Raw genomic sequence first — 25800 nt, forward strand, 5'->3', positions numbered from 1 at the left:
GCCTCCCATTAATTACTGTTCTATAGATGTTTCTGTTCCTGCAAATGCATCTACAATTTCTTTATTTGCTACAGATAAAGATTCATAATACTTTGTATCTTTCTTTATTGCCTGAGCAACCTGCTGTACAGTTCTTACTCCACTCATATCTGAATAAATATTCTTTACTGTTCCATCTGCATATTTAACAGCAACATAAGATCTTGCAATAAAGTTTGTTGTGTAATTCTTGATGCCTACAACAGAGCCATAATATACTCCTGTCTGTTCCTTATACCAGCCACTATTCTTAATCTGTATTAAATCTTTTCCTACTGTATAAACTGAATCTGACTCAATAGTTGGATTTCCTTTTTCTGTATTTAATTCACTTGTTGTAATTAATGTGCCTTCTTCTGAAATATACTTTTCAAAATCATTTATTGCAGTTCCTGCTTTAGTTGCTGTTATTGTAGTGTGGAATCTTAATCCCGGATTTTCTGTTGAGAATCTGATTCCTGCTCCTGTAGCCATTGTAGCCTTGATATCAACTGCTTCAAATGTTACATCTTTTGTTACTGTATATTTTGAACCTGGTGCATAAAGATCTCCATCCAAATCATAACCTGTTGCGTCAGTTGGGAATGTGAATGTTCCACCTTTAACCGCTGGTGTTACTTTTTCTCCTATTGTTACATTAACTGTTGTAACTATCAAGTCAGCTTCTGTAATTTCTGACTCATGACCATCTTTAACAACACTAACTCCAAATTTATATGCTCCTGCTGCGAAATTATTATCAGATAAATAGTTTACTACATCATAATTAGCATTTGTTGATTCACCAACTAATTTATTATTTACATATATATTATAATAATCGCATTCAACTGCGCCCCAAGAATAATAGTATGGATTCGTCTCACTCACTACCAATCCAACCGGTTTAGCCGGTGCATCAGGATCAATTGCCTTAGATGGTCCAACTACTTTAATTGCAAACGGAGCTACATTACTTCCTTTAGCCCATATAATATGATATTTAGTCTCACCTACACCTGCTTCAACTAATTCCTGATTGATATATACGCAATCACTACCAATAAAGACTTTCTCATTTGTATAATAGTTTGGATTTATATATTCTTTATCGTCAAAAATTAAAGAAGTTGCATTCGTTCCTGTAGTTACAAATCCGAAAACAGCCATGGTTTTAAAATTAACTGCGTTTCCTCTATTCCAATCAGGAGTTCCGTCATTATGAAATCCCCTTAAACCATCATTACCCATATTATCTACTGATGAAGCATATACTTTAGAACCATTCTTTGAAGGTCCTTTTAATTCTATCCATTTATCCTCAGAAATTTCTTCCGGAACAATAGCTGATAATTTTTCATTATCTTCTTCCGACAAATCCTGTGTATTGTCTGGAGTAGACGGTGCCACATATCTCTTATTGACTGTTATACTTTCTTTAATGTCTTCTCCTTGTGGATTTTTTAATACGTTCCCATCACTATCTAACGCTGTAACTGTAACTGTATATGTTTCTCCTACAGTTTCTGTTGTAATTGCTGAATAATATTCAAATAAATTTGTACTTATTATTTCGCTATGCACTTCTGTACCATCTGCATTAAGTGATGTCAATTTATATTTTGCAGCATCATCAATTTTGTCCCAATCAAATCTAAAATTTGCTTGTCCTGCATTTTGTCCTTCTGTCTGATGTAAATTCAAAGTATAATTAGCAATATGTTCATATTTTTTTACTATAACACTAAAAGAAACTTCATTTCCTGCCACACTTGTAGCTTTTATTTTAAAAGTTCCCTGCTCTGAATCTCCAATATCAAAAATAGATTCATCAATAGCTATACAATCTCCGCCAAACATTGCATTACCAGTTTCATCTTTTATGTTTGCAGATACGCCTGTATCAACAAGATTAATACTTGTATCTTCTTCATCCATTTTACTAACAGACATACTTGCTGTATTTCCCCATTTTGATGGAATAGCCAAAACTCCTTTTTTATATAACGGATGTGTTGTTCCAATTCTTCCCCATCCATCATGGTCAGTTCCTGCTATTAAAAACCCACAAAACTCATGCGGTTTATTAATTAACGTTCCTATGATATCTGATGATACCCAAGCAACAGTTCCTTTTGTTGATTGTCCACTTAAACTTGTCTTAGAGCTTGTCAACTGTACCAATCCCTCATCTGCCTTTGCTGTAGTATTACTTACTGTTATTGATGTAAAAATCATTGTTAACACTAACAGCATAGAAATAAATTTTTTCAAGTTCCTTTTCATTTTGTAACTCCCTTCTTTTCTTAGACCCCTCTGGTCCCTTTATATGTTTTATATTACATAATGTATATTCTATCACCCAAATTTGGTAATAACAACCAACATACAGCATAAAACTGCTTTTATTTTTGTGCAAAAAATCAGTTTTTTAATTAATTTATTGTTATTTTATTTTTAAAAAAAGCCTTTATTTAATGGCCTTTAAGCAATTTATATATATAAAATCATTTTTTAAAAATCATTTTATTGTTATTTTTTTAACAATATTGCTTCAGAAAACTACTTATATACTTTCGACATGATTCTACTTACATAAAAAGAGCTATTGTGCAACTTTACTAGTTTTGCACAATAGCTCTTGTATAACTTTATATTAAATATTTTATACTATTTTCTAAATATATTTCAAAATATGTGTATACATCACTTTATAAACAATTTATGCTTTGTATTTTACTATCTTTCTTCTCTAAAATATGATAATCCAAGACTTGCAGGTGCCTGATTATCTTTGCTCTTGCGCATACTTGAAACAATTAAAACAAGTATTGTAATTACATACGGAATCATCTTTGCAAGGTCTGTATTTACCTTTATACCAATTATTTTTGGAAGGAACTGATATGCCCAATAGCATAATCCAAATAAATATGAACCCCATATTGCATGAACCGGACGCCATCTGATAAATATTACCAATGCTACAGATAACCATGCAAGACTTTCAATTGCTGTTCCTGATGCCGTAGCCCATGTTCCTTTGCTGTAATCTAAAATATAGTAAACACCACCAAGACCCGTAATTCCTGAGCCGATACATGTTGCAAGATATTTATATTTTGTTACGTTAATTCCTGCTGCATCTGCTGTTGCCGGATTTTCACCTACTGCTCTAAGATTTAATCCTGTTCTTGTTTTTGTTAAAAACAATGTTGCACAGATGGCAACTATTAATGCAAGATACATCATAAATCCATATGAAAATAATATATCACCAACTACGCCTAATTTATTACTTAAGAATGGTATTCTTGCTCTAAAAATCTTTGTAGCAAAATCTGCCTTTGTTGATACTGCCCCCTTTGGAATTACATATGTTCCAAAGAATTTTCCAAGGCCTACACCAAATATTGTAAGTGTTAATCCTGTTACATTCTGATTTGCATGAAGAGTTGTTGTCAGGAAACTATAAATAAGTCCACCTAATGCTGAAACTATAAATGCTGTTCCTAAAGCAACTAATATGCACATAAACGCATTTGGATTTCCAACTGATGTTTCATAAAGATAAGCTCCAACAAAGCCGAAAGCTCCTCCCATACACATAATACCCGGTGTTCCCAAATTAAGATTTCCTGCTTTTTCCGTAAGGGTTTCGCCAACAGCGCCAAATAATACTATTGAACCAAACACTACCGCAATATTAATCCATGATATTAAATTTGCCATCTGATTACGCCTCCTTACTTTCTTTTTTAGGGAAGTTTAATTTATAATTAATGAAAAATTCACTTCCAATTATGAAGAATAATACAATACCAATTACAATCTTAGAAGCATTTGCATCAAATCCTACAAACGTATCTGCGATATGAGCTGTTCCTTTTTCAAGAAATACTATAAGTAACGCAATTGCTATCATTATTGCTGTGTTAAATTTTGCAAGCCATGCTACGATAATGGCCGTAAAACCATAACCACCTGCTGTTGAATCAGATGCAATTGAATGGTCCTGACCCGATACTGTTAAAAATCCACAGATACCACATACTGCACCTGAAATAAGCATTGTTCTGATAATTACTTTCTTAACATCAATTCCTGCATATCTCGCTGTATTTTCTGATTCACCTACTACTGCTATTTCATAACCATGTTTTGTCTTCTTTAAATAAATATACATTAATACGGTTATTATCAATACAACTGTTACAATTATGCTATTTGAACTTCCATTATATTCGGGAAGGTATCCTGCTTTTGTTCCAGAATTAAGCATTCCAAGAGAAGCCTTTGAGCCTTTCCATATGTTGTAATAATAATCAACTAACTGCATTGCAACGTAATTCATCATTAAAGTAAAAAGTGTTTCATTTACATTCCATTTTGCTTTAAAAATTGCAGGTATCAATCCCCAGATTGCACCCATTACAACTGATGAAACAATCATAATTGTAAATAATAACGGTGTTGATAATGTTGAAAAATTAACCATTACTATCGCTGTTGATAAAGCACCCATTAGCACCTGACCTTCAGCGCCGATATTCCAGAATTTCATTTTAAATGCAGGTGCAAGCGCTACTGCTATACAAAGCAATTTTGCAGTAAAGAAAATCGTTCCTTTTCTATAGTACATATTGCTGAATACACCTTCCCACATAAGACCGAATGTTTCTCCCGGTCCAATTCCCGTAAGGCTGAATACAAATATTGTAACTACTACAAGGGATAATAAAATTGCTATAAGTCTTACTGCCCACTTCTGCCATGTTGGTATTATGTCTCTTTTTGTTACTCTTACAAGAGGTTCCTTTACTTTCGTTACCTGATTTGGCTTATTACTCATTGTCGGCACCTCCATTCTGCAAATTTGTCATAAGTAATCCTACTTCTTCTTTTGTTGTTTTTCTTGCATCAAGAATTCCATTTTCTTTTCCGCCACACAAAACAAGAATTCTATCTGATAAGGCAAGCAATACATCTAAATCTTCTCCAACGTAGATTACTGCTACACCTTTCTTTTTCTGTTCATTCAATAAATCATAAATTGTATAAGATGTGTTAATATCAAGTCCACGAACTGCATATGCCGTCATTAAAACAGATGGTGCATTTGCAATTTCTCTTCCTACTAATACTTTCTGAACATTTCCACCTGACATTGTTCTTACAGGGGCATTTATGCTTGTTGTCTGAACATTTAAAGTCTGTTTAATTCTTTCAGAAAGTTTTTTAGGTTCTTTATTTGATATGAAAAATTTCTTTCCTTCATCATAACTTCTCAAAAGCATATTTTCAGGCATTCCCATTGAACCTACAAGTCCCATTCCAAGTCTGTCTTCAGGAACAAATGATAAAGCAACGCCACATTCTCTAATCTGTCTTGGTGACTTTTCCAAAAGACTTTCTTTTTCGCCCTGGTGATTAACATATGTTATCTTGCTACCATCTTCTGTTTTTTGTAATCCTGCAATTGCTTCCAGTAATTCTTTCTGACCACATCCTGAAATTCCGGCAATTCCTAATATTTCACCACTGTAAGCTTCAAATGATACATCGTCTAATATATTAATTCCATCCGGACTTTTACAACTTAAATGTGAAACTTCAAGTCTTACCTCTTTATTTTCCACTTCCGGTCTTTCTATGTTTAGTTCTACTTTTTCTCCCACCATCATTTCTGTAAGTGAAAGTTCTGTAGCATCTTTTGTTTCTACTGTTCCTACATAATCGCCTTTTCTTAAAATGGCAACTTTATCAGAAATCTCTAATACTTCGTTAAGTTTATGCGTAATGATAATAATTGATTTTCCATTTTCTTTCATATTACGCATTACTTTAAATAACTTTTCTGTTTCCTGTGGAGTTAATACTGCTGTAGGTTCGTCAAGTATTAAAACATTTGCACCACGATACAATACTTTTACTATTTCTAATGTCTGTTTCTGTGCAACTGACATATTATATACTTTCTGATTTGGGTCTACTTCAAATCCATATTTATCACAAATTTCTTTTATTTTATCTATTACATTTTTAAGCGGTTCTTTTTCTTTTAAACCTAATATTATATTTTCGGCAGCTGTAAATACATCAACTAATTTAAAATGCTGATGAACCATTCCCACTCCGAGTTCCATTGCATCATGTGGCGAACGAATTGTTGCTTCTTTTCCATCTATTAATATCTTTCCGCTGTCAGGAAAATAAATACCTGAAAGCATGTTCATAAGAGTTGTTTTCCCACTTCCGTTTTCACCTAATAGAGATAAAATTTCACCGTACTCTAAGTCAATACTTACATTATCATTTGCAATAGCATGACCAAAAGTTTTAGTTATATTTTTCATCTGAACAGCATATTTTTGTTCCACTTTTGTTTCTCCTTGCATCATTAGATTTTCTTTGTAAAAATGGGACTGTCGCTTCAACGATTTATATTTAATAACCGCTAAAGCGACAGTTCCCTTTTATGTCTTATATAATTATGTCTGATTTGATTACTTATTCAATTCTGTAATTCCATCAATTCTAATCTGGAAATATGGAGCTGAACGGAATGATGATTCATCAAAGTATGTTGCACCGTTGTCATCTTTTACGATTGCTTCAACTGTATCTCCCTTGTATGTTACATCTCCTGTTGCAAAATCAATGATTGATAAATCAATCTTATTTGATGTAACAGCTCCGTTATCATCAATTTCAAGGTCTAAACCATTGTCCTCATTCTTCTTAACATTCTTTCCTGTTACTGTGAATTTAGATGTATCAAATACATGTAATGAGCCATCCTTTAACGCTGCTTCTACTTCAGCAACCTTATCTGCTGTTCCTTCTGCACAAGAATCACCTAATTTAGTGATTGCTACTGCATCTGCATCATATCCTTCAGCCCAGTTCTGAGGAATTTCTTTTCCATCTTCATAAGCCTTGAATAATGTTGTATAGTATGCTGCCCAGTTATTTGTAGCACTTGTTAAAGCTGCTGTCTTAGCTACGTCTAACATGTCTACATTGTATCCAACTGAGAATGCTACTGTGTTACTGCTATCCTGTGCTGCCTGAACTGCACTTGGAGCCCCTGTCGAATCTGCATGCTGTCCGATGATAACACATCCGTCGGCCATTAATGATTCAGCTGCTGCACCTTCACCTTCAATATCAAACCATGAATCAGTATAACTTACTTCCATTGCTACTTTATCATATACTGATTTAATTCCTAAATAAAATGCTGTATAACCTGATACAACTTCTGCGTATGGATATGCACCAACATAACCAACTTTTACATTTCCATCTGCATCATATCCTGTTGCCGGAATCTTATCTTCTTTAACGAGTTCTGCAATCTTCATACCTGCAACTACACCTGATACATAACGTGATTCGTATACCTTTGTAAATGAGTTGTAGAAATTGTCACATCCTGAAATTGCTGCATAATCACCTGTCATAGCTACAAAATCAACATCTGTGTACTTCTGAGCTGCTGCATACATATAATCCTGATGTCCGTATGAATTAGAAATAATTAATTTACATCCCTGAGCTACTAACTGGTCTGCTGCCTTACTAACTTCATCTGATTCAGAAATGTTGTACTTCCATACAATATCACTGTCAGATATTCCCAATTCTTTAGCTGCTTCCTTGATTCCGTTAATATGAGCTAATGTGTAACCTTCTGTTTCATCTCCAAGAAGAATTGCGCCAATCTTCTTAGCTGAGCTCTTATCACTACCTGAACCATTGTCAACTCTTTCTGCCTTCTGACCACAACCAACAAGGGCTATTGTCATTGCGCACACAAGCACTAAACTTAATAGTTTCTTCATTTGCTTTGTTCCTCCATCATAAAAAATAATTTCTTTCTTATTAGAAAAAATACTTTTTTATTTTATCGCATACTTTTGTTATTTGTAAACAAAATTTTACTAAATTTATTTTAATTTCTTACAAAATTAAGTTTTTTCTTTACATTTCCACATCCGTGTGTCCTTTAAATCCCTCACCAAACACTTCTGTAGCGGAAGAAACTATCATAAACGCTTCCGGATCAACTTCACTTACAAGATTTCTTACCTTTGTAAGATTCTGTTTATGCATAACGCACATAATAACTTCTGTATTTTCCATATTATATGCGCCCTTTCCTTCGACCAATGTGACACCCATATTAAGTTCGACCATCATTCTTGTAGCTATTATTTTTCGCTTATTGCTTACTATATAAACTAACTTTGCTTCATCGCTTCCATATAAAACCTTGTCCAAAATATAAGTCGATATAACAATCGCAACTCCTGCATACATTGACACTTCTATATCTTTAAAATATAATGCTGCCGCTGCTAAAATAAGTCCATCAATTATCAAATACATTTCACCGGATTTAACCTGCCTGTATTTTTGACGCAAAACTTTAATTATTATATCGATACCGCCTGTCGTGGTTTCCATTCTAAGACAAAGTCCCATTCCTGCTCCCATTAAAGTTCCACCTACTAATGCTGCTAAAATCTTATCGTGTGTTACAACATATCCCATTCTCTCAAATATTTCCATAAATGCTGATGAAACTACAAGAGTGTATAATGTTGACAACGTAAATCTTGCTCCAAATTTCCATGCACCTAAAATCATTATAGGTATATTCATAATCACAATTAAAGTACCTAATGTTATTGGTATAATTCTTGTCAAAATTACTGCCGCACCTGTCAAGCCTCCGGGTGCCAAATTGTTAGGGTCTAAAAACATAGAAATTCCTACTGCATATATACAGGCAGCAAAAGTAATAACTATATATCTGCATATGAATTTTGCTATTTTTTTTGCTTTTTCCTTATTTTCCACTTTCAATTATTCACCACTTCTTTTATAGTTCAAATTCATCGTCATCATCCAAAATCATTGTTGGCACAGCACAAGCCATTGAATTCATAGAGCAGTCTGCTGTTCCATTAACAATTTCTTTTTCAGTTGCATTCTTGTCCTCAACCTTTACATTAATATGTCCCTGTCCTTTAGCCACTCCTGCATCAAGCATTGCTACGATGTCATCAATCATCTTATCGTCATTCATTATTAACTGCCTCCTTGTAAAATATTTATTATGATACCACAATTATAATTGCGATTAATTCAAAGCAATTATTATGTTATCTTTGCATCGATAATTATTTATTAATAATATTATACTTTCTTGTAAGTTTTATTAATAAATTTATTATTTCATTAATAATTATAACACCATTATTCAAATTTCTGTTTTTTTATTTACCTTTTATCATCTCATACACTTTTTCTGCATTGATGTCATGTCCGTTTTCTTCTATTACTTTAACTATTTTTTCTATCGTTTCCCTATCTTCTTCTAAATCTTCAGCGATTTCTTCAATGCTTTTTCCTTTTTGCATCTTTTTATTTACCATAGATATTAACATTAACATTTCACCTTGCTTCAATCCTTGCTTCAATCCTTGCTCTATTCCAGCCTTTTCTCCATCACGGTACGCATCCCGCCTTACATAGCCCATTGTTTCTTCTTCATCATATTCCGTTAACAAACTCATAATTACCTCCGCCTTATGCTCTGTTAGGAAGTCTTGTAATATGTTATTTTTTATGCAGTAGGACACTGCATTTTCAACTGCTTCTTCCACCGAGTCATACTTCTTTTGATTTTCATTTATTCTGTCTATAAGTATAACATATTCCTTTAAAATTTGGCACTTGGATAATAATTCTTCATTATGTCCTTTGTTTATGTTAAGCACTGTTGCTGTCCATTCAAACTGACCTTCGTTCTGTAATGCTGAAAATGCATCTGATAGCCTCAATATTACTTTGTCTTTTATTTTCCGTTTTCCATTATACAACACGTAATACTGCGGCGTCGGTATTTTTATAAGCTTTTCGCTGTATATGTTAAGCTTATTTGCCTTTATGTATTTTGAAAATAGTCTTGCGCTGTAAAGAATTCCTCTTAGAGGCATGTTCGGATATCCAAATAGCATGCAAAAAATCCTGTCTTTATACTTTCTGTTTATTCCCACCTTTATACCTCCTCGTCAAAGTAGTATTAGTTGCTTATTGTATGTGTTTCTTTCAATTATACATACTGTATGAGATATTTCAAGCATTTTATTTATAATCCGAGAATTGGCAAATAAAATAGTGCCATCTTGCAATGAAGCATGGCACTATTCTATATTTTTTTGTAATTATGTAATTATTTACACTACATTTTTAATTTCTAAACAACTTTTATTTCTAGAAATTTTTTATTCTTAAACTTCTTATTTCTTAACAACTTTTTTCTTAGTCCATTTGCCATAGATACGTTTATTATCAACGATTCTATATGCTCTGGCTTTAACGTAAAGTTTCTTTGCTTTTGCTAAGTTTTTACTTGAAACCTTAAAGATATAAGATTTCTTATTTTTCTTAACAAGTTTTGTCATTGTAGCTTTTTTGGCAAATTTCTTTGAAGATGAAAGTTTTACCTGATAGCCTGAAATATTGTTAATTTTCTTAAATGTAATTATTAACTTCTTTACAGATGCTTTCTTTGTAATTTTTGCACTCTTAATCTTTGCTTTGCTAACTTTTACAGCCTTTGCCTGATTCTGGCCATTTATTGTATCCTGACTTGTAACTGTTGTCTTAGCAAAATCATCTTTCCTAGTTGTTGTATCTGATGACTGAGCTTTTGTTGTTTCGCCCTGTCCATTGTTTGTTGTCACTTCACCAGGTGTTTCACCCTTTCCTGTTGTCTCACCAGGATTATCTGACTTAGTTGTTGTCACTTCATTTTTAGTAGTTGTTTCCGGCTTAGTTGTTGGTTCTTTTTCACCTGTAACTTTTATTGTTGAAGAAATACCTTTTGACTCTTTTCCATTTAATACTGCTTTGACTTCTACAGTACGGGTTCCGGCATAAATCTTATCAATTGTATAATTTCCTGCTGCAACTGATGATAATTTTAATGTTCCATCAACATATACATTGTACAACTGACCTTTATCATTCTGTTCCTGTGTTGCCCTAAATGTAACTGAAATCACATTATCTGCAGGCGTTCCTAAAACAAGGCCTGTTGCATCTGTAGGTGCATTTTCATCAACTGTTGTTTCTTCCTGTTCACTTTCATAATCTGATAAATCAGGAGCTGTAGTAGGCTTTCCATATTTTACAAGAATATAAACCTGCTTATTGCCACTAACAAGTTTAATTGTGTTATATGTATTTTCAGTCAACGTATTTTTAACAGAAAATTTGAATACTCCGTTAAGCGTACTTAATGACTTTTTATTCAAATAAGCATTCGTATTTTCTGATGTATAGATTCCCTGATATTCCATGTAAAATGTATCATTTGCATCCAATAATTTGACACCTGCATTGAAATCATTTCTTAGCACTCTATATGAAATTTCAACTCCGTTAGATACTCCAAGCGACGTATATTCACTATCATCTTCATACTCCTTAGTTGTTTCTATCTCTGTAATATCATAGTAAAGTTTCAATACAAGTGAACCATCTTCTGCAATTACGCCACTCTGAACTGTGCCCTCTACTTCAGGATTAAATTTGTATCCCTGATATGTAATTGCTACAGCTGTTACTTCATTTCCAATCTTTCCTGACTTCTTTTCTGTATTAAAAAGATTGTAATTTCCATTTCCATCTGACAAATAATGTTCAACCTTATATGTTGATTTTGTTGTGACTTCTCCATCGCCTGTTGTTGTCATTGAATGTGGTTTTGCAACTATTTCTGTTCCATCTGAGAATGAAACTTTAACATCTTCATCTGTTGTGTTATAAGCTGTGTATGTCATTTCGCCGTCTGCATTTTTAAATGCACACGCAAGCGGATTATCACTTGTAACTGTCAAATCAGGTGTACCATTTTTCTGCATTGCCATAATCCAGTTAAATGCATGTGCTTTTGATTCACCTGCTTCCGGGTCACACTGTTCATCAAAATACTCCAATGCTTTGTCAGGGTCTGCCATTGCAAGATATTCACTCCAAATTTCATTCCAACGCTTTGGATTTTTTTCATTTTTACCATTATAATTCTTTTCATTTCTTTCTGCTGTTTTCCAGTTTGTTAAAATGAAGTCCTTATTAGCTGCTGCATAAAATGAAGCAGGAGTCATAGGTAAAATGTTAATTCCCTGTATCTGTAAAGGTTCATCAGTCCACCATGCTGCATAAGTGTATTTTCCACCCCATACCATTGATGCCTGACTATATTTAGCGTTTTCGCCTTTTCCTTCTGTATACTGTTCATCTAAAATATCGCCATCAGTATCAAACCAGTAGCAATTTACTGAAGATACTTCTGTTGCATATAAGTACATTCCAAGTGATGTCAATTCTTTATTACCTGTAGCCTGACCATATAAAATAAGTCCTGCCCATGCATTAATTGCTTCTGAACTTGATTCCTGGTTATTTCCATCACCAAAGTTTGCATGACCTGATGCCCATGAATGTCCTTCATATGTTGAAAAATATCTTAAAAATGGATATCTTGAATTTGAATTATTTTCTTCATATGTTGCAAAATCTCCAATTATTTCATTAATTACATTTTGATATTTCTGAATAAATTCAGGGTCACGCATTGCTACCTGAGCTGCTGCATTTACAAAATATCCGTAATGGAAATGATGATCCGTCATACCATCTACTGTATAGTAAGCCTGAGGGAATCCAAATAAGCTTCCTACTTCTTTATCATAATAAAAATATTTGTCATCATCTTCACCATCTGCTGTAAACCAATCAGCCAATTCATTTTCTATGCCTTTTAATAATTTATCAGCTGATTGTGTATCTCCACAAGCTTCTGCTGCTTCCATAACCTGAATTGCACGATTCAATTTCTTACCTGTGTCGTATGTGTTTACTTCATATGACTCTTTTGTAAGTCCACCATCATCTGTAGGACCATATACATCCATAAAATCATTTACATGTCCCTGAAGTGTAGCTTTGTCTGACTCATCAATACCCGGTAATGTTGGAAGAATTCCTGTATATTGTAATGTAGTCTGATAAGAATCACCAATCAAATACTTCATTGTTCCTCTGATTGTTCTTGCAGTATAATCCATGTAGTCATATCCGCTCATATTCTTATACTGATGTGGCAAAATTCCCATTACAGTACCATCTGCTGTACTTTCAGCCTTTTTATCAACTGTATATTTGTATGTTGTCTTAATTTCAGCACCATTCTGTGTAAATGATGTTTTTGTACCTGTTATAAAATTATAAGCATATGGTGCAAATGCATCTTTAACTTCCTGCGCATCTGCATCCTTCTTTCCATTTGATTCCATTAACCAAGCCATAGACATATAAGCTCTGTCTGATGGTAATGTAAATGTTAAATCACCCATTTTGTTATCAGCATATTTTGCTGTTGCATCTGCCTGTGATACTTTTGTACCTTCAGGCAAATATACTGCATAGTAATCATAATCACTATATCCTGATATTAAATCTGCATTATCATATACTCTGATAATTAACTGTGTTGAATCTTCTAATGTATTTCCGTTGTAGTATGCAACTTCACTAGGAAGTGTTCTAGGTCTTTGTAATGTAATTGTATTTCCACCTTCAACCTGGAAATATGCAAATGGGCTTCCCTGTACCATTGTTGTCTTCAAATACTGTGATGAATCATTTGCATTTTCCATTACAACGTCTGTTAACCACTCATCTGATTTGTCAACTTTTGTACTTGCAAATGTATAGTCTGTGCCTACAATAAAATCAGACATTGTTCCCATACTGTTCATCGACATTACAACAGTCTGTGTATATGTATCTTTTATAATCAAAGTAGATGGCTTTGATACATACATTCCATTTGTATTACCACAATATGCCATAGGTATTGCATAAGCACATTCCCCAAATGCTGATGTACTGTAATTCCATAACATTGATGATGAAAAACCACCAACATCTATTGCATTTGTGTTTGCATCATAATTGTCTGTTGTAAATCTGTAAGTTCCCTGATTTGCCCTTGTTGGCAACTTATCTAACAACATTTTGTTTGTCTGTACAACATCTTTATTTCCATCCCAATAAGACCATGTACCTGTTACTTCCTTAGCAATACTTCCTAACTGCTCTGCCTGAACTTTTTTCGTACTTTCAGGTGCTGTAATCGGTGTTGCTACCATTGTTGCTGTAAGTAAAACTGCAACTGATTTTTTTAAATTACCTTTCATCCGCCTCCTCCTTTGTTGTATGTATTTATTAGGATTGCAAGAGTTCGTAGTATGTAACAATCCTTAAAATTTCTTTATATCTTTGTATTAAAAAGGTGCTTTCCGATAAAGGAAAGCACCTTTTTGCTTAGTGGTTATATTTTAATAGAAGTCTGACCAGTTTGTATTTTTATTAACATCGATTAAAGTATCTGTAGAATCTCCTGCTTCTCCACCTATACCACTTGTAGTTATTACGTCTTTTGTATCAAATTCTATTATATCCATTTCCGGTCTTATATATTTCTTTTTCATTAGAACGCCTCCTTTGCAAGATATTTATCAATTATAGCTTTCTGAGCAGCATCACAATTCTTATATCCTGCTTCTTTTACTGCATTTGCAACATAATAAATTGATCTTGCATTATCTGTTTCATTTACATCTGCATATATTGAATATTTATCTCCGTTATGATATGTAATTGTTGCATATCCTACACCAACAAACTTCTTTTCATAGTTACCTGTTTTAATCTTAATGATTGAGCCACAGAACTTACCTACTTCATCATTGTACCATCCACTGTTTGCTATATCTAAATTAGTATATTTGCTGTCTTTATTAAGTACATTTCCATTTGCACTAAATAAATCAAATGTTGTAATAAGAGTTCCTGTTGTTACAAAATCTTTATTTAAAATATCTGATGCAGCAATGTCATTACCTGATGTAATAACTGTCTGGAATCTTAAACCTGTTGGAGTTGCCAATCTAACGCTTGCACCTTTTTGCATTGCTACATTTAATTTAATACTTGTAACTGTAATATCACTATTAACAGTAATTTTTTCACCTGAAGCATATGCTACACTATTTGTTTTATCATAATAACCCTGTGCATTATCGCCAAATGTATATGTGCTTCCTTCTTCTACTTCTGTAGGAGTTCCGTCTACTGTTACTTTGTATTTTGTTTTTTCAGTTGCCGAAACAACTTTAAAATATATTGTAACAGTTTCGCTTCCATAATGATTTGTTACTACTAATTTATTGTATTCTTTACTAAATGAAGTCTTTGGAATTTCTATATCAGCACCTTCACGAGGTATAATTGTTTCTCCATTCAATTCAACTGATTTAAACTTAGCAGCTAACGTAAATGCCGCATAAAGATTGTCACCGTGCATTTCCGGTTTAACTGACACTTTATCTGATGCTTTATTTGCGATATAATATAACATTGTATTTTTTGAATCTTTAACTTCAGTCCAATCTTTAATTGTTGACGGGTCAAGCGTCTCTGTTGTTTCCTCTGACCCTGTTGTTTCTGTTTCTTTAGAAGGTACTGTAACACTAATCTCTGAAATATCTGATTCGCCTGCTTTATTTACTGCACTAACACCAAATTTGTATGTTTGTCCAGCTTTAAGCCCCAACTCTTCAATTGTAACAATTCCACCATTTGTTATATCTTTTTTATATTCACCATCTAAATAAAATTTATAACTTGTAGCTGTTGCCACATTAGCAAATGCAATTGTATAATTTGTCTTTAAATCATTAACATTGGCAACTAATCCTGTTGGTGCTACTGGTTTCTGTAATTCTGTGCTTTCTTCAGTTGAAGTATCAACTTTATTACCCGTTGCAACAATAAAAGTAACATACTGTGTTTCATCTTTGCTTGTTACTTTAACAACATTATATGCATTATTATTAATCCAAGTTTTTGCATTTACATGAATTTCAGCAGATGCATATGCCTGAACACCTTCTGCTCCCTCTTCAACTTTTACGCCGTTTATTTCTAATGTTGCATCAGGATATACTCCATGCCATGTAACATTCATAAACATTTCACCATAGAAATTTAAGTTTCCATCACCTTTTGTCATCCAATTTACAATATCTCCAGTTGATTGTGATGTATCAACAGCCACTCTCCACTTTGATTTTGTTGTCTCTGCCCCTTTCATATAGGATTCACCTTTGTTTTTATAATCATAAGTAAGTTGACTATAATCTGTATCAGCCTTTGCCTCTCTTGGATTGTAAATCGTAAGTGATGTTACAACCATTGCTATCGCACATATTATTGCGATTATTCCTTGTTTCTTCTTTGAAATAACATTCATGTTTTTTCCCCTTTCAGTTAAAATATTCTGTCAAATCATATACTGATTTTCCATTTCCTTAGATAATTTTACCAAATTAAAACAGTTTTTTCAATTACCCATAGTCATAGTTGTATACTTTTTATTTACTTTTTCCATTTTACTCACTATTTTACTATTTTTTATCATATTATTTAACAATTTACAGTCATATATTTTGTTGATTATGTACAATTTAAAACATTTTTATCTTTTCAAGCATAAAAATGTTTTTACTATTTTTGTGATTTTGCACAAGCAAGCGTATTAAATGTTATCGCAAACATTATAAAACGCCATTTAAAAAGTTGCCGAAACATTTTTATTATTATTCAAATATTTCAATAATTTCTTAAACGGCGTTTATTTTATCGCAATAATTATTTATTTAATTTTCTTTCCCAGCATCTCTAACTCTTCCATTTTAATACAATTTGGTATTGTATTATTCTCTACCATAAAAACTACATCATCATATTTCATCCATACAACCGATTCAAGTTCTTCTTTTTGAATATCGAATTTGTCAGCCTCCATATTTCTTTCTATATAATAGATGTTACTTACCTGATTATCTATAAATTCTTCGCCGTAGAATACATTTGTTCTTTTTCCTACCGTTTGCCCACAATACACAAACTCATTTTCATTAGCATCTATGCCAAGTTCTTCTTTCAGTTCTCTAATCGCTGACGGAATAAAATCCACTCCCGCCGGAATGTGTCCTGCACTCGAGCAGTCAAGACACCCCGGATGCGAGTCTTTGTTTTTACTTCTTTTCTGCAAGAGAATTTCCATACTTCCATTGTTTTTGCGAACCACCCACACATGAGACGTTCTATGTCTTACCCCCGTCTTATGTGCTACAGTTCTTTCAACTGTTTCTCCTGTCGGATTTCCATTTTCATCAACCACATCTAATATTTCCATTGTCATCTCCATCCATATAATTATTTCTTTATTTTCTTTATTTTTTTAACTGTCGACCATTTAGTGTATATTTTGCCACTACCTGCTTCTCTGTAACCACGTACTCTAAAATAATATGTTTTCTTTTTACTTAATTTTCTAAATTTGCATGTTGTCTTTGTTGTTGTCATTTTTTTCTTTGAGGCAAATTTTTTATTTGTCGAATATTGAATTTCATATCCTGTCGCTTCTGCAATTTTATTAAAACTGATTTTTTTTCTTGTCAGTTTCTTAATTGATGTTTTATTCATTGTAAATGTTGAATTAACTGTTTCAGCCGATGCAACAGCTTCAACTCCTTCTACATAATCATCTGCAGCCATAGGATATGTAGCATAAAAACTTTTGGTCTTGTAATCGTCATTTCGTGTATGGTCTTCAAATACATCTCCCTTTAGAAAATATTCATAAGCATGCCCATGATTATAATTTGCCGCATCCCATGTTGCATCCACATTGTAATACAGATTTCCCAGTTTAACTATATTCCATCCGTGATATACATCTGTATTTGTTCCATGGCCTGCTATCACTCTGGATGAAATCCCCTGCATTTTTGCCAATCTGTAAAACAAAGTTGCATATCCCTGACATACTGATTTACCTGTAGTCACTGCTGCATAAGCCGTAAATTTCATATTGTTATCGCTGTAATCATATGTTACATTGTGGCAAATATAATCATAGATAGTTTTTACTTTTTCATAATCTGTTGTTGTTTCCGTGAAGCCAAAACTCTCATTTATTATATTTAATTCTTGTGTCAACATCTGTTCCTGTTCTAAAGAAATAAAGTAATCTACATTAATTGTGTATTTTGTATAATATGTATTGCTTCCCTTCTCTTTACGCATAAGGGCGTTGTAGCTTGCTGCCATGCTTGACATTTGCCAATATAAATAATCTCCTTCGTCCGGATTTGTAGTTTCTGCAAATGCATTATTCCATATTCGATTAAATACTGCATACAAATCTTTGTCTTTTGTTCTTACATATACTGTTACTGTATTTGCGTGTGCCTTTACCTGTTCTCTAATTTGCGCTGAGGCATTTGCTTCGTCTGATGTATATTTTGTTACATCTACTCTGTATGGAATTTCTAACGCTGATACTTTGGTAGGTGCTGCTATAGACGAAAGCATAAGCACCACAGCTATAATTATTGAATATATTCTTTTCTTCATTTCTTCCCTCAAATTATTTATTTTATTATAGGGCTGTTACACTAACTTTAATTAGCACAACAGCCCCATTCATTATGTTTATTATTTTGTTTTCTTATATTTTCTTATATATGATGCTCCATCATAAGATAAAACTCTCTTGATTTTCTTAGAAGTTTCTCTTGTAAGAATGATTTTATAATTATGAACATCTTTTAATTTGTACTCAACTCTTTCAGATGCAACATAAATTTTTCTAACCTTTTCTTTCGTGCTTATGATTTTATCATAATCTAAATATGTGTCAGTTACATGAAGACACAACTCTCCTTTATACAATAACGTGCTTATTGTCATTGTGTAATCACCCTGGTCACCTTTCATTTTCCAGTTTCCAACCCAGTTAGAACTTGCTGTTATAAACTCATCCATTTCTTTATAAAGTTTTCCAGCCGGTTCATAATCATCTTTAACTTCTTTTAATGTGCTTAATGCTGAAGCCAAATCTCCTGCTTCTGCAACCGGAACAGCCTTTTCATAAATAATCTTGCCATACTGTGCTGCACTATCTGCGTATCCTTTTATTAACTTAAATACTGCAGTTGCTTCGTCTACATTTCCTTCTGATAAAACTTTCATTGCATAAGCGTATCCGTATTCATCGTATGCTGCTTTTACATTTTTATCTGCTTCATAAACGGCATTGATTGTTGACCATGCTTCTGTTACATAAGCTAATTTATACTGTGCTAATGCTATTCCTGTCTGACAATTTAGTTTTACTTTATCTTCTGTTGCTGTATTATATCCTTTTGTATAATAATCCAATGCTGCTTCATACTGTTCACCCTGTGCTGACTGCTGTCCTAAATTGTAGTAAGACTGTGAAAGTAAATTATTTGTTCCTTTGTAGCCTGTTGTTTTTTCAAAATACTTTAATGCAGTTTCAAAATCCTGCTGGTTAAATGCAAGAAATCCAATCTGATAATTTGCTTCCTTTAATACTTCTTTACTGTTTCCAAATCCATGAAGGTTTTCACAAATTTCAATTGCTTTCTGGAATTCACCCTGATTGTTGTATTCTTTAGCAACTTTAACCTGATGATTTGGCCCGATTACTGTAAGGTAAACTATTGCAAATATTATGACTGCTACGCTGGCAATACAAGCTGCAATTGCTGCTGCCATTTTCTGTTTCTTCTTGCGTGCATCTTTTCTTTCGCCTTCACGTTTTTTTCTTTTCTCTGTTCTAAGAGTTATATCATATTTTCTCTTAGCGTAATCGTACATTTCTTCACAGTTCTTGTACCATCTTAATGTTTCAAGAATCTCTACAACTTTTTTAAGATTTTCGGAATCCTCTAATACAATCAACTCTTCGCATTGATTGTATTTGTCTTCGTATTCCTGATCCATCTTTTGTCCAAATTCTTCAGGATTAGTTATCTCAGGATGTGCTTCAAATATATCATCCTTTATCCATTCACTTCCGTCATCTTCGCATACAACTTTGGTTATTTTTAATTTAAATTTCTTTGCCTCTTTATCTTCTATTGGCAAATGTACATTGTTTCCAAATTTTGCTCCCGGCTCTAAATGGAGTTTCAAATACTGATGCTCAATTTCTAATATATTTTCTTCTGCTTCATCTGATGCATAAATTGTCAAATCTACTTCTGACAAAACAGCATCACAGATATTCATAAAATTAATTGTTAAAAGATTTCTTTCGCTTACAGTGTCATACTGCAATACGCCTCCCTCTATTAGGACAGGACATCCGTAAGTCCACTGATTATTTTCAAGTGTTAATATATCTTCGTATCTCTCAGCCATCTTTTTATCTCCTATTGTTATTACTTGTGAAGTATTGTTTTGACGTGTTTATTTTATAGACTTTTTGTTTGTTACGTATTTATTCTATTTATCTAAACACATCCGTAATTTCTTCTCAATTGTATTTTTATATTTACATCTTTTGTATTTTACCACAAATATCATTTATAAGGAAGAGTTCATGTTAATTTGAATAATTAAAAGCTTTTGGTTTTTTTGGAATATTGTGGATTGTTTCATGGCGAAAGTGTTCCAACTTATATGTTACACTTCAATCACTTGAAACATAATAAAACACTCCATTCTAAGATATTCAAGTCAATGTATAATAACTTGTTTCTTAGAATGGAGTGCTCTCTATAATTACATTCAAATTCCTATATTCAAATAGTAATTTCCATTATGTTGCTTTAACTCCTATATTAAAATAGCAACTACCATAATACTACTCTAATTACTATATTCTTTAAATTTCTTCTCAGCTGCCTGTAACTTGTCATAATTAGTTACATATTTTTTAGCATCTGAGTTGATTTTGTTGTACATATATCTTGCATCTTTTATTGTATCGCCACTATTCTTAGTTACAGTGCCGATGGCATCAATTGCTTCAATTGCAGCCTGAGCAATTTCAGAAGAATTCTGGTATGTAACTGAGCCGGATTCTGTTCCCGGAAGTTCATATACAATTACAGGTGTTCCTTTTTCAACATATCCATAAATCTTTTTTGCAGTAAGATATGGAAGATTTATACAACCATGAGAACCATCTGTTTTGTAGAAATTGCTTCCAAACTGACTTTTCCATATTGCGTCGTGCATTCCTATATCTTCATCAAATGGCATCCAATATGATACTGTTGACTCATATGTTTCACCTACAAGCACTGAATATCTTTCCTTGTATGTAATTCCATAAGTACCTGTATGTGTTCCATGCTTTGTAGAAACATTTCCTGAAACAAAATCAGTATCTAAAACTTTCTGACCATCTTTGTATACAAACAAATGTTGTGAAGTCAGATTAATTTCTACATATGAATCTCCATAATCCTTTTTGTCATGACTTGCAGCCTCCTGGTAATAAACAGGCTTTCTTTCACCGCTTTCACCATTTTCAATCTGCTGCATTAAGCCCTCAGATTCCTTAGCTGTATTAAGCCACCAACCGTAATCACCGCCTTTAACTTCTACAGTCTTTCCATATGTTGTTTTAAATTCTCTGTTTGAAAAAATTGTGTCGTACTTCTTTCGTATTGAGTCAACAAATTCATCAACTTTTTCCTTACTTAATGAAACATTATTTCCATCAACAACAAGCCAACCTGAAATAACACTTCCGTCAACGACTTCCTGAGTATCACCAAAATTATATGTAATTGTTGTTCCCGTGTATTTATTTAACTGATTTAAAACTGTTGTAAGCTGTTCACTGTCAGATGCAATATTAGGCACGCGATAACATCCTTCTTTATCCAAATCAACTTTTTCTTTTAAAGAAGAGATAGTATTTTCAAGGCACTCAATTGTTTTCTTTTTATTAAGAAAGTTCCCTTGCTTAGCTTCAACTATTGTATATCCGTTATTATAATCAGATATAGATGCATTAGTCGGCTTATCAGCATATTTAGAATCTAAACCTTTTAAGTTGTTTACAAATTCAGCAAGTTTGTCGCTATCATATTCTATCATCTGCTTCTCTTCATGATTTGTACCGGTTGCAGTAAACCAAACAAATTGATTCTGCTCTTTTACAAGATTGTCCAATGACTCTCTTGAAACTACTTTCATATCAATATCTTTTCCTGCAAGAGTTTCAATATATGTAGCTGACTTTTCTTTACCTCTTTCAGTAATTGTAAGTTCATAATCCTTTATAGCATTTTCAACTTCATCTGCTGTCAATTTAGATACATCTATTCCGTTAATATGTGTTCCCTTGTAAAAATGAGTTGTATAATAAACCGTTCCATTTACATATATTGCCACCAAAGCTATGCATACTATTCCTATAGCAATTCCTATGTAATTTTTCAAATTAGAAAAAACAGGCTTATTTCTTTTTCTCTTCTTTACAGGTTTCTTTGATTTGTATCCTTTTCCACTTACACTCTCGTATCTGTCTTTTTTGTTGTTCTCCATTCGCACTCACCACATTCTTTTCATAAGTATATTAGAATTCAAGTAAAAAAATGATATAAGTTTGTATACTTTTCTTACTATACAGACCTATCTTATCATAATTATATCTTAACAGTGAGAAAATACAACCGTATGTTCTGTTGAAAAATAATTTTGTTAAAATTGCCTATTTAACTGCCTATAAAGCCATTTTTTTTAACATCTTTTACTGCTTATACCATATTTAAAAGTAATTTTTTATAATATCTTTTACTGTTGATATATCGTTAATTTTATATGCATATGCTCCACAAAATATTAAGCCTTCATCAACATTTCCACTTACGGCATTTATCAAAGCATCCGTGATACAATAAGGTGTCTCTAACATGTTGCATGTAGATACACATTGATGACATTTTATAGGTGCAATTCTCCCCTCTTTCTTAACCCTTTTAAGAAATTTGTTGTTTATTGCTCTTGCCGGCATTCCAACCGGACTTTTTATTATTTCAATATCATCTTTTTTACAATTCACATATGCCATCTTGTAATTTTCATGGGCATCACATTCTTTTGTGGCGACAAATGGAGTTGCCACCTGAATTCCTGATGCACCTAATTCGAATATACAATCTGCATCTGATTTATCATATATCCCTCCTGCAACAACAACCGGAATATCTTTTTCACATTTTTCTTCATATGTGTGTACAAAATCTATAATATCTTTTATTTCATCTGAGTATAATTTTGTTTTTGCCCTATTATCAAATTCTAAATTAACAGAATTTGCTTTCTGGCATACATTTATATTATTTATATTATTCGTTTCTGTTTTATTATACTTGTCTGTATTTTCTGGTTCGTCATTTCGGCATACATTATATTGTTCAATTTCATCCGGTTTAAATCCTAAATGCCCACCGGCATTTGGTCCTTCAACTATTACGCAATCAGGAGTCGTGTTATAATTTCTCTCCCATCTTCTAAATATAATTTGCGCAGCTTTTTTAGATGAAACTATCGGTGCTAATTTCACTTTACTTTTCCTTGCAAGTTCAGGCAAATTGAGTGGAAGTCCGGCTCCGGATATTATCATATCAACGCCTGCATCGATTGCAGCTTTAACATATTTATCATAAAATTTTGTCGCAACCATTATATTCGTCGCAATTATTCCACCATGACTGATTTCTTTTGCTTTCTTTACTTCTTTTTTTATTGCCCTCAAATTTGCTTCTATCGGATTTCTATCCCAGTCAGGCTCTTTATAACCTATTTGTGCCGTGCTTATTACACCTATTCCTCCCTCAAGCGCCACTGCCCCGGCAAGTCCTGAAAGACTTATTCCAACGCCCATTCCACCTTGAATGAGTGGAATTTTTGCCTCTAATTCTCCAATTTTTAATGATTTCATTTATATCTCCATATTTAGTTTGCCTAAATTTGTGTAGTGTTTTCATTTTTCCGTTTTTTTCAACTCAACTATTTATGTTTTCGATTTTTTATTTTCCAACTCTGCTATTTATGTTTTTGAATTCATATATTACATTTGCCTGAATCTTTCATATCTTTGATTTCTGATATATTCAGGATTTTTGTCTTTGTACTCATCAGCAAACTTTAAAATTTCTTTTTTTATTTCTTCAGCTATTATATCTACATTTTCAAGTGATGCCTGCTGTTCTTCTTCAATAATCCCATCAATTATACCTAGTTCAAGCAATTTATGAGATGTGCATTTCATCACGCTTGCAGCTTCATCCGCTCTTGAACCGTCTTTCCAAAGAATTGTTGCAAATCCTTCAGGAGAAAGTATTGAATACATTGCATTCTCAAGCATTAAAACTTTATTTGCCACTGCATTTGCCAAAGCTCCTCCGCTTCCTCCTTCGCCTATAACTATTGTAAGAACCGGAACTTTTAGTCCCGACATTTCAAATATACTTTTTGCAATCGCTTCTCCCTGTCCTCTTTCCTCTGCCTCAATTCCCGGATATGCTCCCGGCGTGTCTACAAAGCAAATAATTGGGCGGTTAAATTTTTCTGCCTGCTTCATAAGTCTGATTCCTTTTCTGTATCCTTCAGGCGATGGCATACCAAAATTTCTGGTAATATTCTGTTTTACATTTCTTCCTTTTTGCTGAGCTATTATCGTAAAATAGCTGCCATTGATTTCACCAATTCCACCTACAATTGCTCCGTCATCTCCATAAAATCTGTCACCATGTAATTCTAAAAATCTGTCAAATATTTCATTTATATAATCAAAACTATATGGTCTGTCTTTATCTCTGGCTATTTTAACGCGCTCCCATGGCGTAAGTATTTGTTCCATTTCTATGCCCTTTCGCTTTGCTTAATTAGATAAAATAAGAAATTCCAATGTTTTCTTCAATCTTGTTCTAGTCACAATTTTATCTATAAATCCGTGTTTCAATAAAAATTCTGCCCGTTGAAATCCTTCAGGGAGTTTCTGATGAATTGTCTGCTCAATTACTCTTTGTCCGGCAAAACCAATCAATGCTCCCGGTTCAGCAATTATTACATCTCCAAGCATTGCAAAACTCGCCGTAACCCCTCCTGTTGTTGGGTCAGTTAATACTGAAACATATAAAAGTCCTGCTTCATCATGTCTTTTAACTGCCTGGCTCGTTTTTGCCATTTGCATAAGAGACACTGTGCCTTCCTGCATACGGGCACCACCTGAACAGCAAAACATAACAACCGGTAATTTTTCTTCAGTTGCTTTCTCAAATAATCTTGTAATTCTTTCTCCTACTACGCTTCCCATACTTCCCATTATGAAATCCGCAGACATTACTCCAATCGCAACTTCTTTTCCTTTAATTGTTCCTTTTCCTGTAATTACAGCTTCATCAAGCCCTGTTAACTTTTGTGCTTTTTCTATTTTTTCAATATAATTTGGAAACTGTAATGGATTGTCCGTTACAATTTCCTTATCCCATTCTACAAAGCTACCCCTGTCTAACACCATTTCTATTCTTTGCTTTGCATTAATTCTGAAATAATGTTCGCATTTAGGGCATACATATTTATTTGCCACTAAATCCTCAGAATAGATTATTTCTTTACATTTAGGGCAGCGCATAAACATTCCATCAGGAACATTTGATTTGCTGCTTTCATTCTTTACTATTCTTTTCGGAGTTTTTTTCAACATTTCTTTTAACATTTTTTAACCTCTGATTTCAAAGCGTCCATATTTTTACAACCCATTTTTATCTCTATCCCCGGGCATCATAATTTTTA

General features: G+C 33.1%; 18 protein-coding genes. All 18 read right to left on the minus strand.

All coding sequences use genetic code 11. The features are described 5' to 3' along the window. Positions 1-12: 12 nt before the first annotated feature. The 18 genes from DWX29_RS05150 to accD all read right to left on the minus strand — a co-directional run bounded on the left by DWX29_RS05150 (position 13) and on the right by accD (position 25723). A complete protein-coding gene (locus DWX29_RS05150; RefSeq protein WP_118565308.1) occupies positions 13-2304 on the minus strand; it encodes a hypothetical protein in 2292 nt (763 codons plus the stop codon). Between the two features lie 453 nt (positions 2305-2757). Further along, positions 2758-3750, minus strand: a complete 993-nt coding sequence (locus tag DWX29_RS05155; RefSeq protein WP_118565309.1) for an ABC transporter permease — start codon at positions 3748-3750, stop codon at positions 2758-2760. A gap of 4 nt (positions 3751-3754) precedes the next feature. Beyond that, on the minus strand, positions 3755-4870 hold the full coding sequence (locus tag DWX29_RS05160; protein WP_118565310.1) for an ABC transporter permease: 1116 nt from the start codon (positions 4868-4870) through the stop codon (positions 3755-3757). After that, entirely contained in the window at positions 4863-6398 is a 1536-nt protein-coding gene (locus tag DWX29_RS05165; RefSeq protein WP_117908829.1) for an ABC transporter ATP-binding protein, read from the minus strand. The genes DWX29_RS05160 and DWX29_RS05165 overlap by 8 nt, the downstream gene beginning before the upstream one ends. Positions 6399-6524: 126 nt before the next feature. Next, positions 6525-7865: a BMP family ABC transporter substrate-binding protein gene (locus tag DWX29_RS05170; RefSeq protein WP_118565311.1), complete on the minus strand. Its 1341-nt coding sequence runs from the start codon at positions 7863-7865 to the stop codon at positions 6525-6527. 139 nt (positions 7866-8004) lie between these two features. Beyond that, entirely contained in the window at positions 8005-8886 is an 882-nt protein-coding gene (locus DWX29_RS05175) for a YitT family protein (RefSeq protein ID WP_243003005.1), read from the minus strand. 22 nt (positions 8887-8908) lie between these two features. Continuing rightward, positions 8909-9115: a hypothetical protein gene (locus DWX29_RS05180; protein ID WP_117908826.1), complete on the minus strand. Its 207-nt coding sequence runs from the start codon at positions 9113-9115 to the stop codon at positions 8909-8911. A gap of 190 nt (positions 9116-9305) precedes the next feature. Next, positions 9306-10088 carry a hypothetical protein gene (locus tag DWX29_RS05185; protein WP_118565312.1) on the minus strand — a complete coding sequence of 261 codons (783 nt, stop codon included), beginning with the start codon at positions 10086-10088 and terminating at the stop codon, positions 9306-9308. 243 nt (positions 10089-10331) lie between these two features. Then, a complete protein-coding gene (locus DWX29_RS05190) occupies positions 10332-14300 on the minus strand; it encodes a glycosyl hydrolase (protein ID WP_118565313.1) in 3969 nt (1322 codons plus the stop codon). 141 nt (positions 14301-14441) lie between these two features. Beyond that, positions 14442-14594 (minus strand): hypothetical protein, encoded by a 153-nt coding sequence (locus tag DWX29_RS12660; RefSeq protein ID WP_158574506.1) that lies wholly within the window; start codon positions 14592-14594, stop codon positions 14442-14444. Next, on the minus strand, positions 14594-16417 hold the full coding sequence (locus DWX29_RS05195; RefSeq protein ID WP_118565314.1) for a hypothetical protein: 1824 nt from the start codon (positions 16415-16417) through the stop codon (positions 14594-14596). The genes DWX29_RS12660 and DWX29_RS05195 overlap by 1 nt, the downstream gene beginning before the upstream one ends. A gap of 402 nt (positions 16418-16819) precedes the next feature. Further along, positions 16820-17365 carry an NUDIX domain-containing protein gene (locus DWX29_RS05200; protein WP_118565315.1) on the minus strand — a complete coding sequence of 182 codons (546 nt, stop codon included), beginning with the start codon at positions 17363-17365 and terminating at the stop codon, positions 16820-16822. Positions 17366-17385: 20 nt separating this feature from the next. Continuing rightward, a complete protein-coding gene (locus DWX29_RS05205) occupies positions 17386-18588 on the minus strand; it encodes a transglutaminase domain-containing protein (RefSeq protein WP_118565316.1) in 1203 nt (400 codons plus the stop codon). Between the two features lie 81 nt (positions 18589-18669). After that, a complete protein-coding gene (locus tag DWX29_RS05210) occupies positions 18670-20403 on the minus strand; it encodes a tetratricopeptide repeat protein (protein ID WP_118565317.1) in 1734 nt (577 codons plus the stop codon). 450 nt (positions 20404-20853) lie between these two features. Then, positions 20854-22545 carry a L,D-transpeptidase family protein gene (locus DWX29_RS05215; RefSeq protein ID WP_118565318.1) on the minus strand — a complete coding sequence of 564 codons (1692 nt, stop codon included), beginning with the start codon at positions 22543-22545 and terminating at the stop codon, positions 20854-20856. Positions 22546-22768: 223 nt separating this feature from the next. Beyond that, positions 22769-23944, minus strand: a complete 1176-nt coding sequence (locus tag DWX29_RS05220; RefSeq protein ID WP_118565319.1) for a nitronate monooxygenase family protein — start codon at positions 23942-23944, stop codon at positions 22769-22771. 129 nt (positions 23945-24073) lie between these two features. Beyond that, the gene (locus tag DWX29_RS13100) at positions 24074-24871 is read right to left on the minus strand and encodes an acetyl-CoA carboxylase carboxyltransferase subunit alpha (protein WP_336306685.1); all 798 of its coding nucleotides are present in this window, start codon (positions 24869-24871) and stop codon (positions 24074-24076) included. 15 nt (positions 24872-24886) lie between these two features. Beyond that, the gene (gene accD / locus DWX29_RS13105; protein ID WP_336306597.1) at positions 24887-25723 is read right to left on the minus strand and encodes an acetyl-CoA carboxylase, carboxyltransferase subunit beta; all 837 of its coding nucleotides are present in this window, start codon (positions 25721-25723) and stop codon (positions 24887-24889) included. Positions 25724-25800 lie beyond the last annotated feature (77 nt).

Origin of the sequence: Eubacterium sp. AF19-12LB (assembly GCF_003479125.1) — a bacterium.
Taxonomy (GTDB): Bacteria; Bacillota; Clostridia; order Lachnospirales; family Lachnospiraceae; genus Eubacterium_U; species Eubacterium_U album.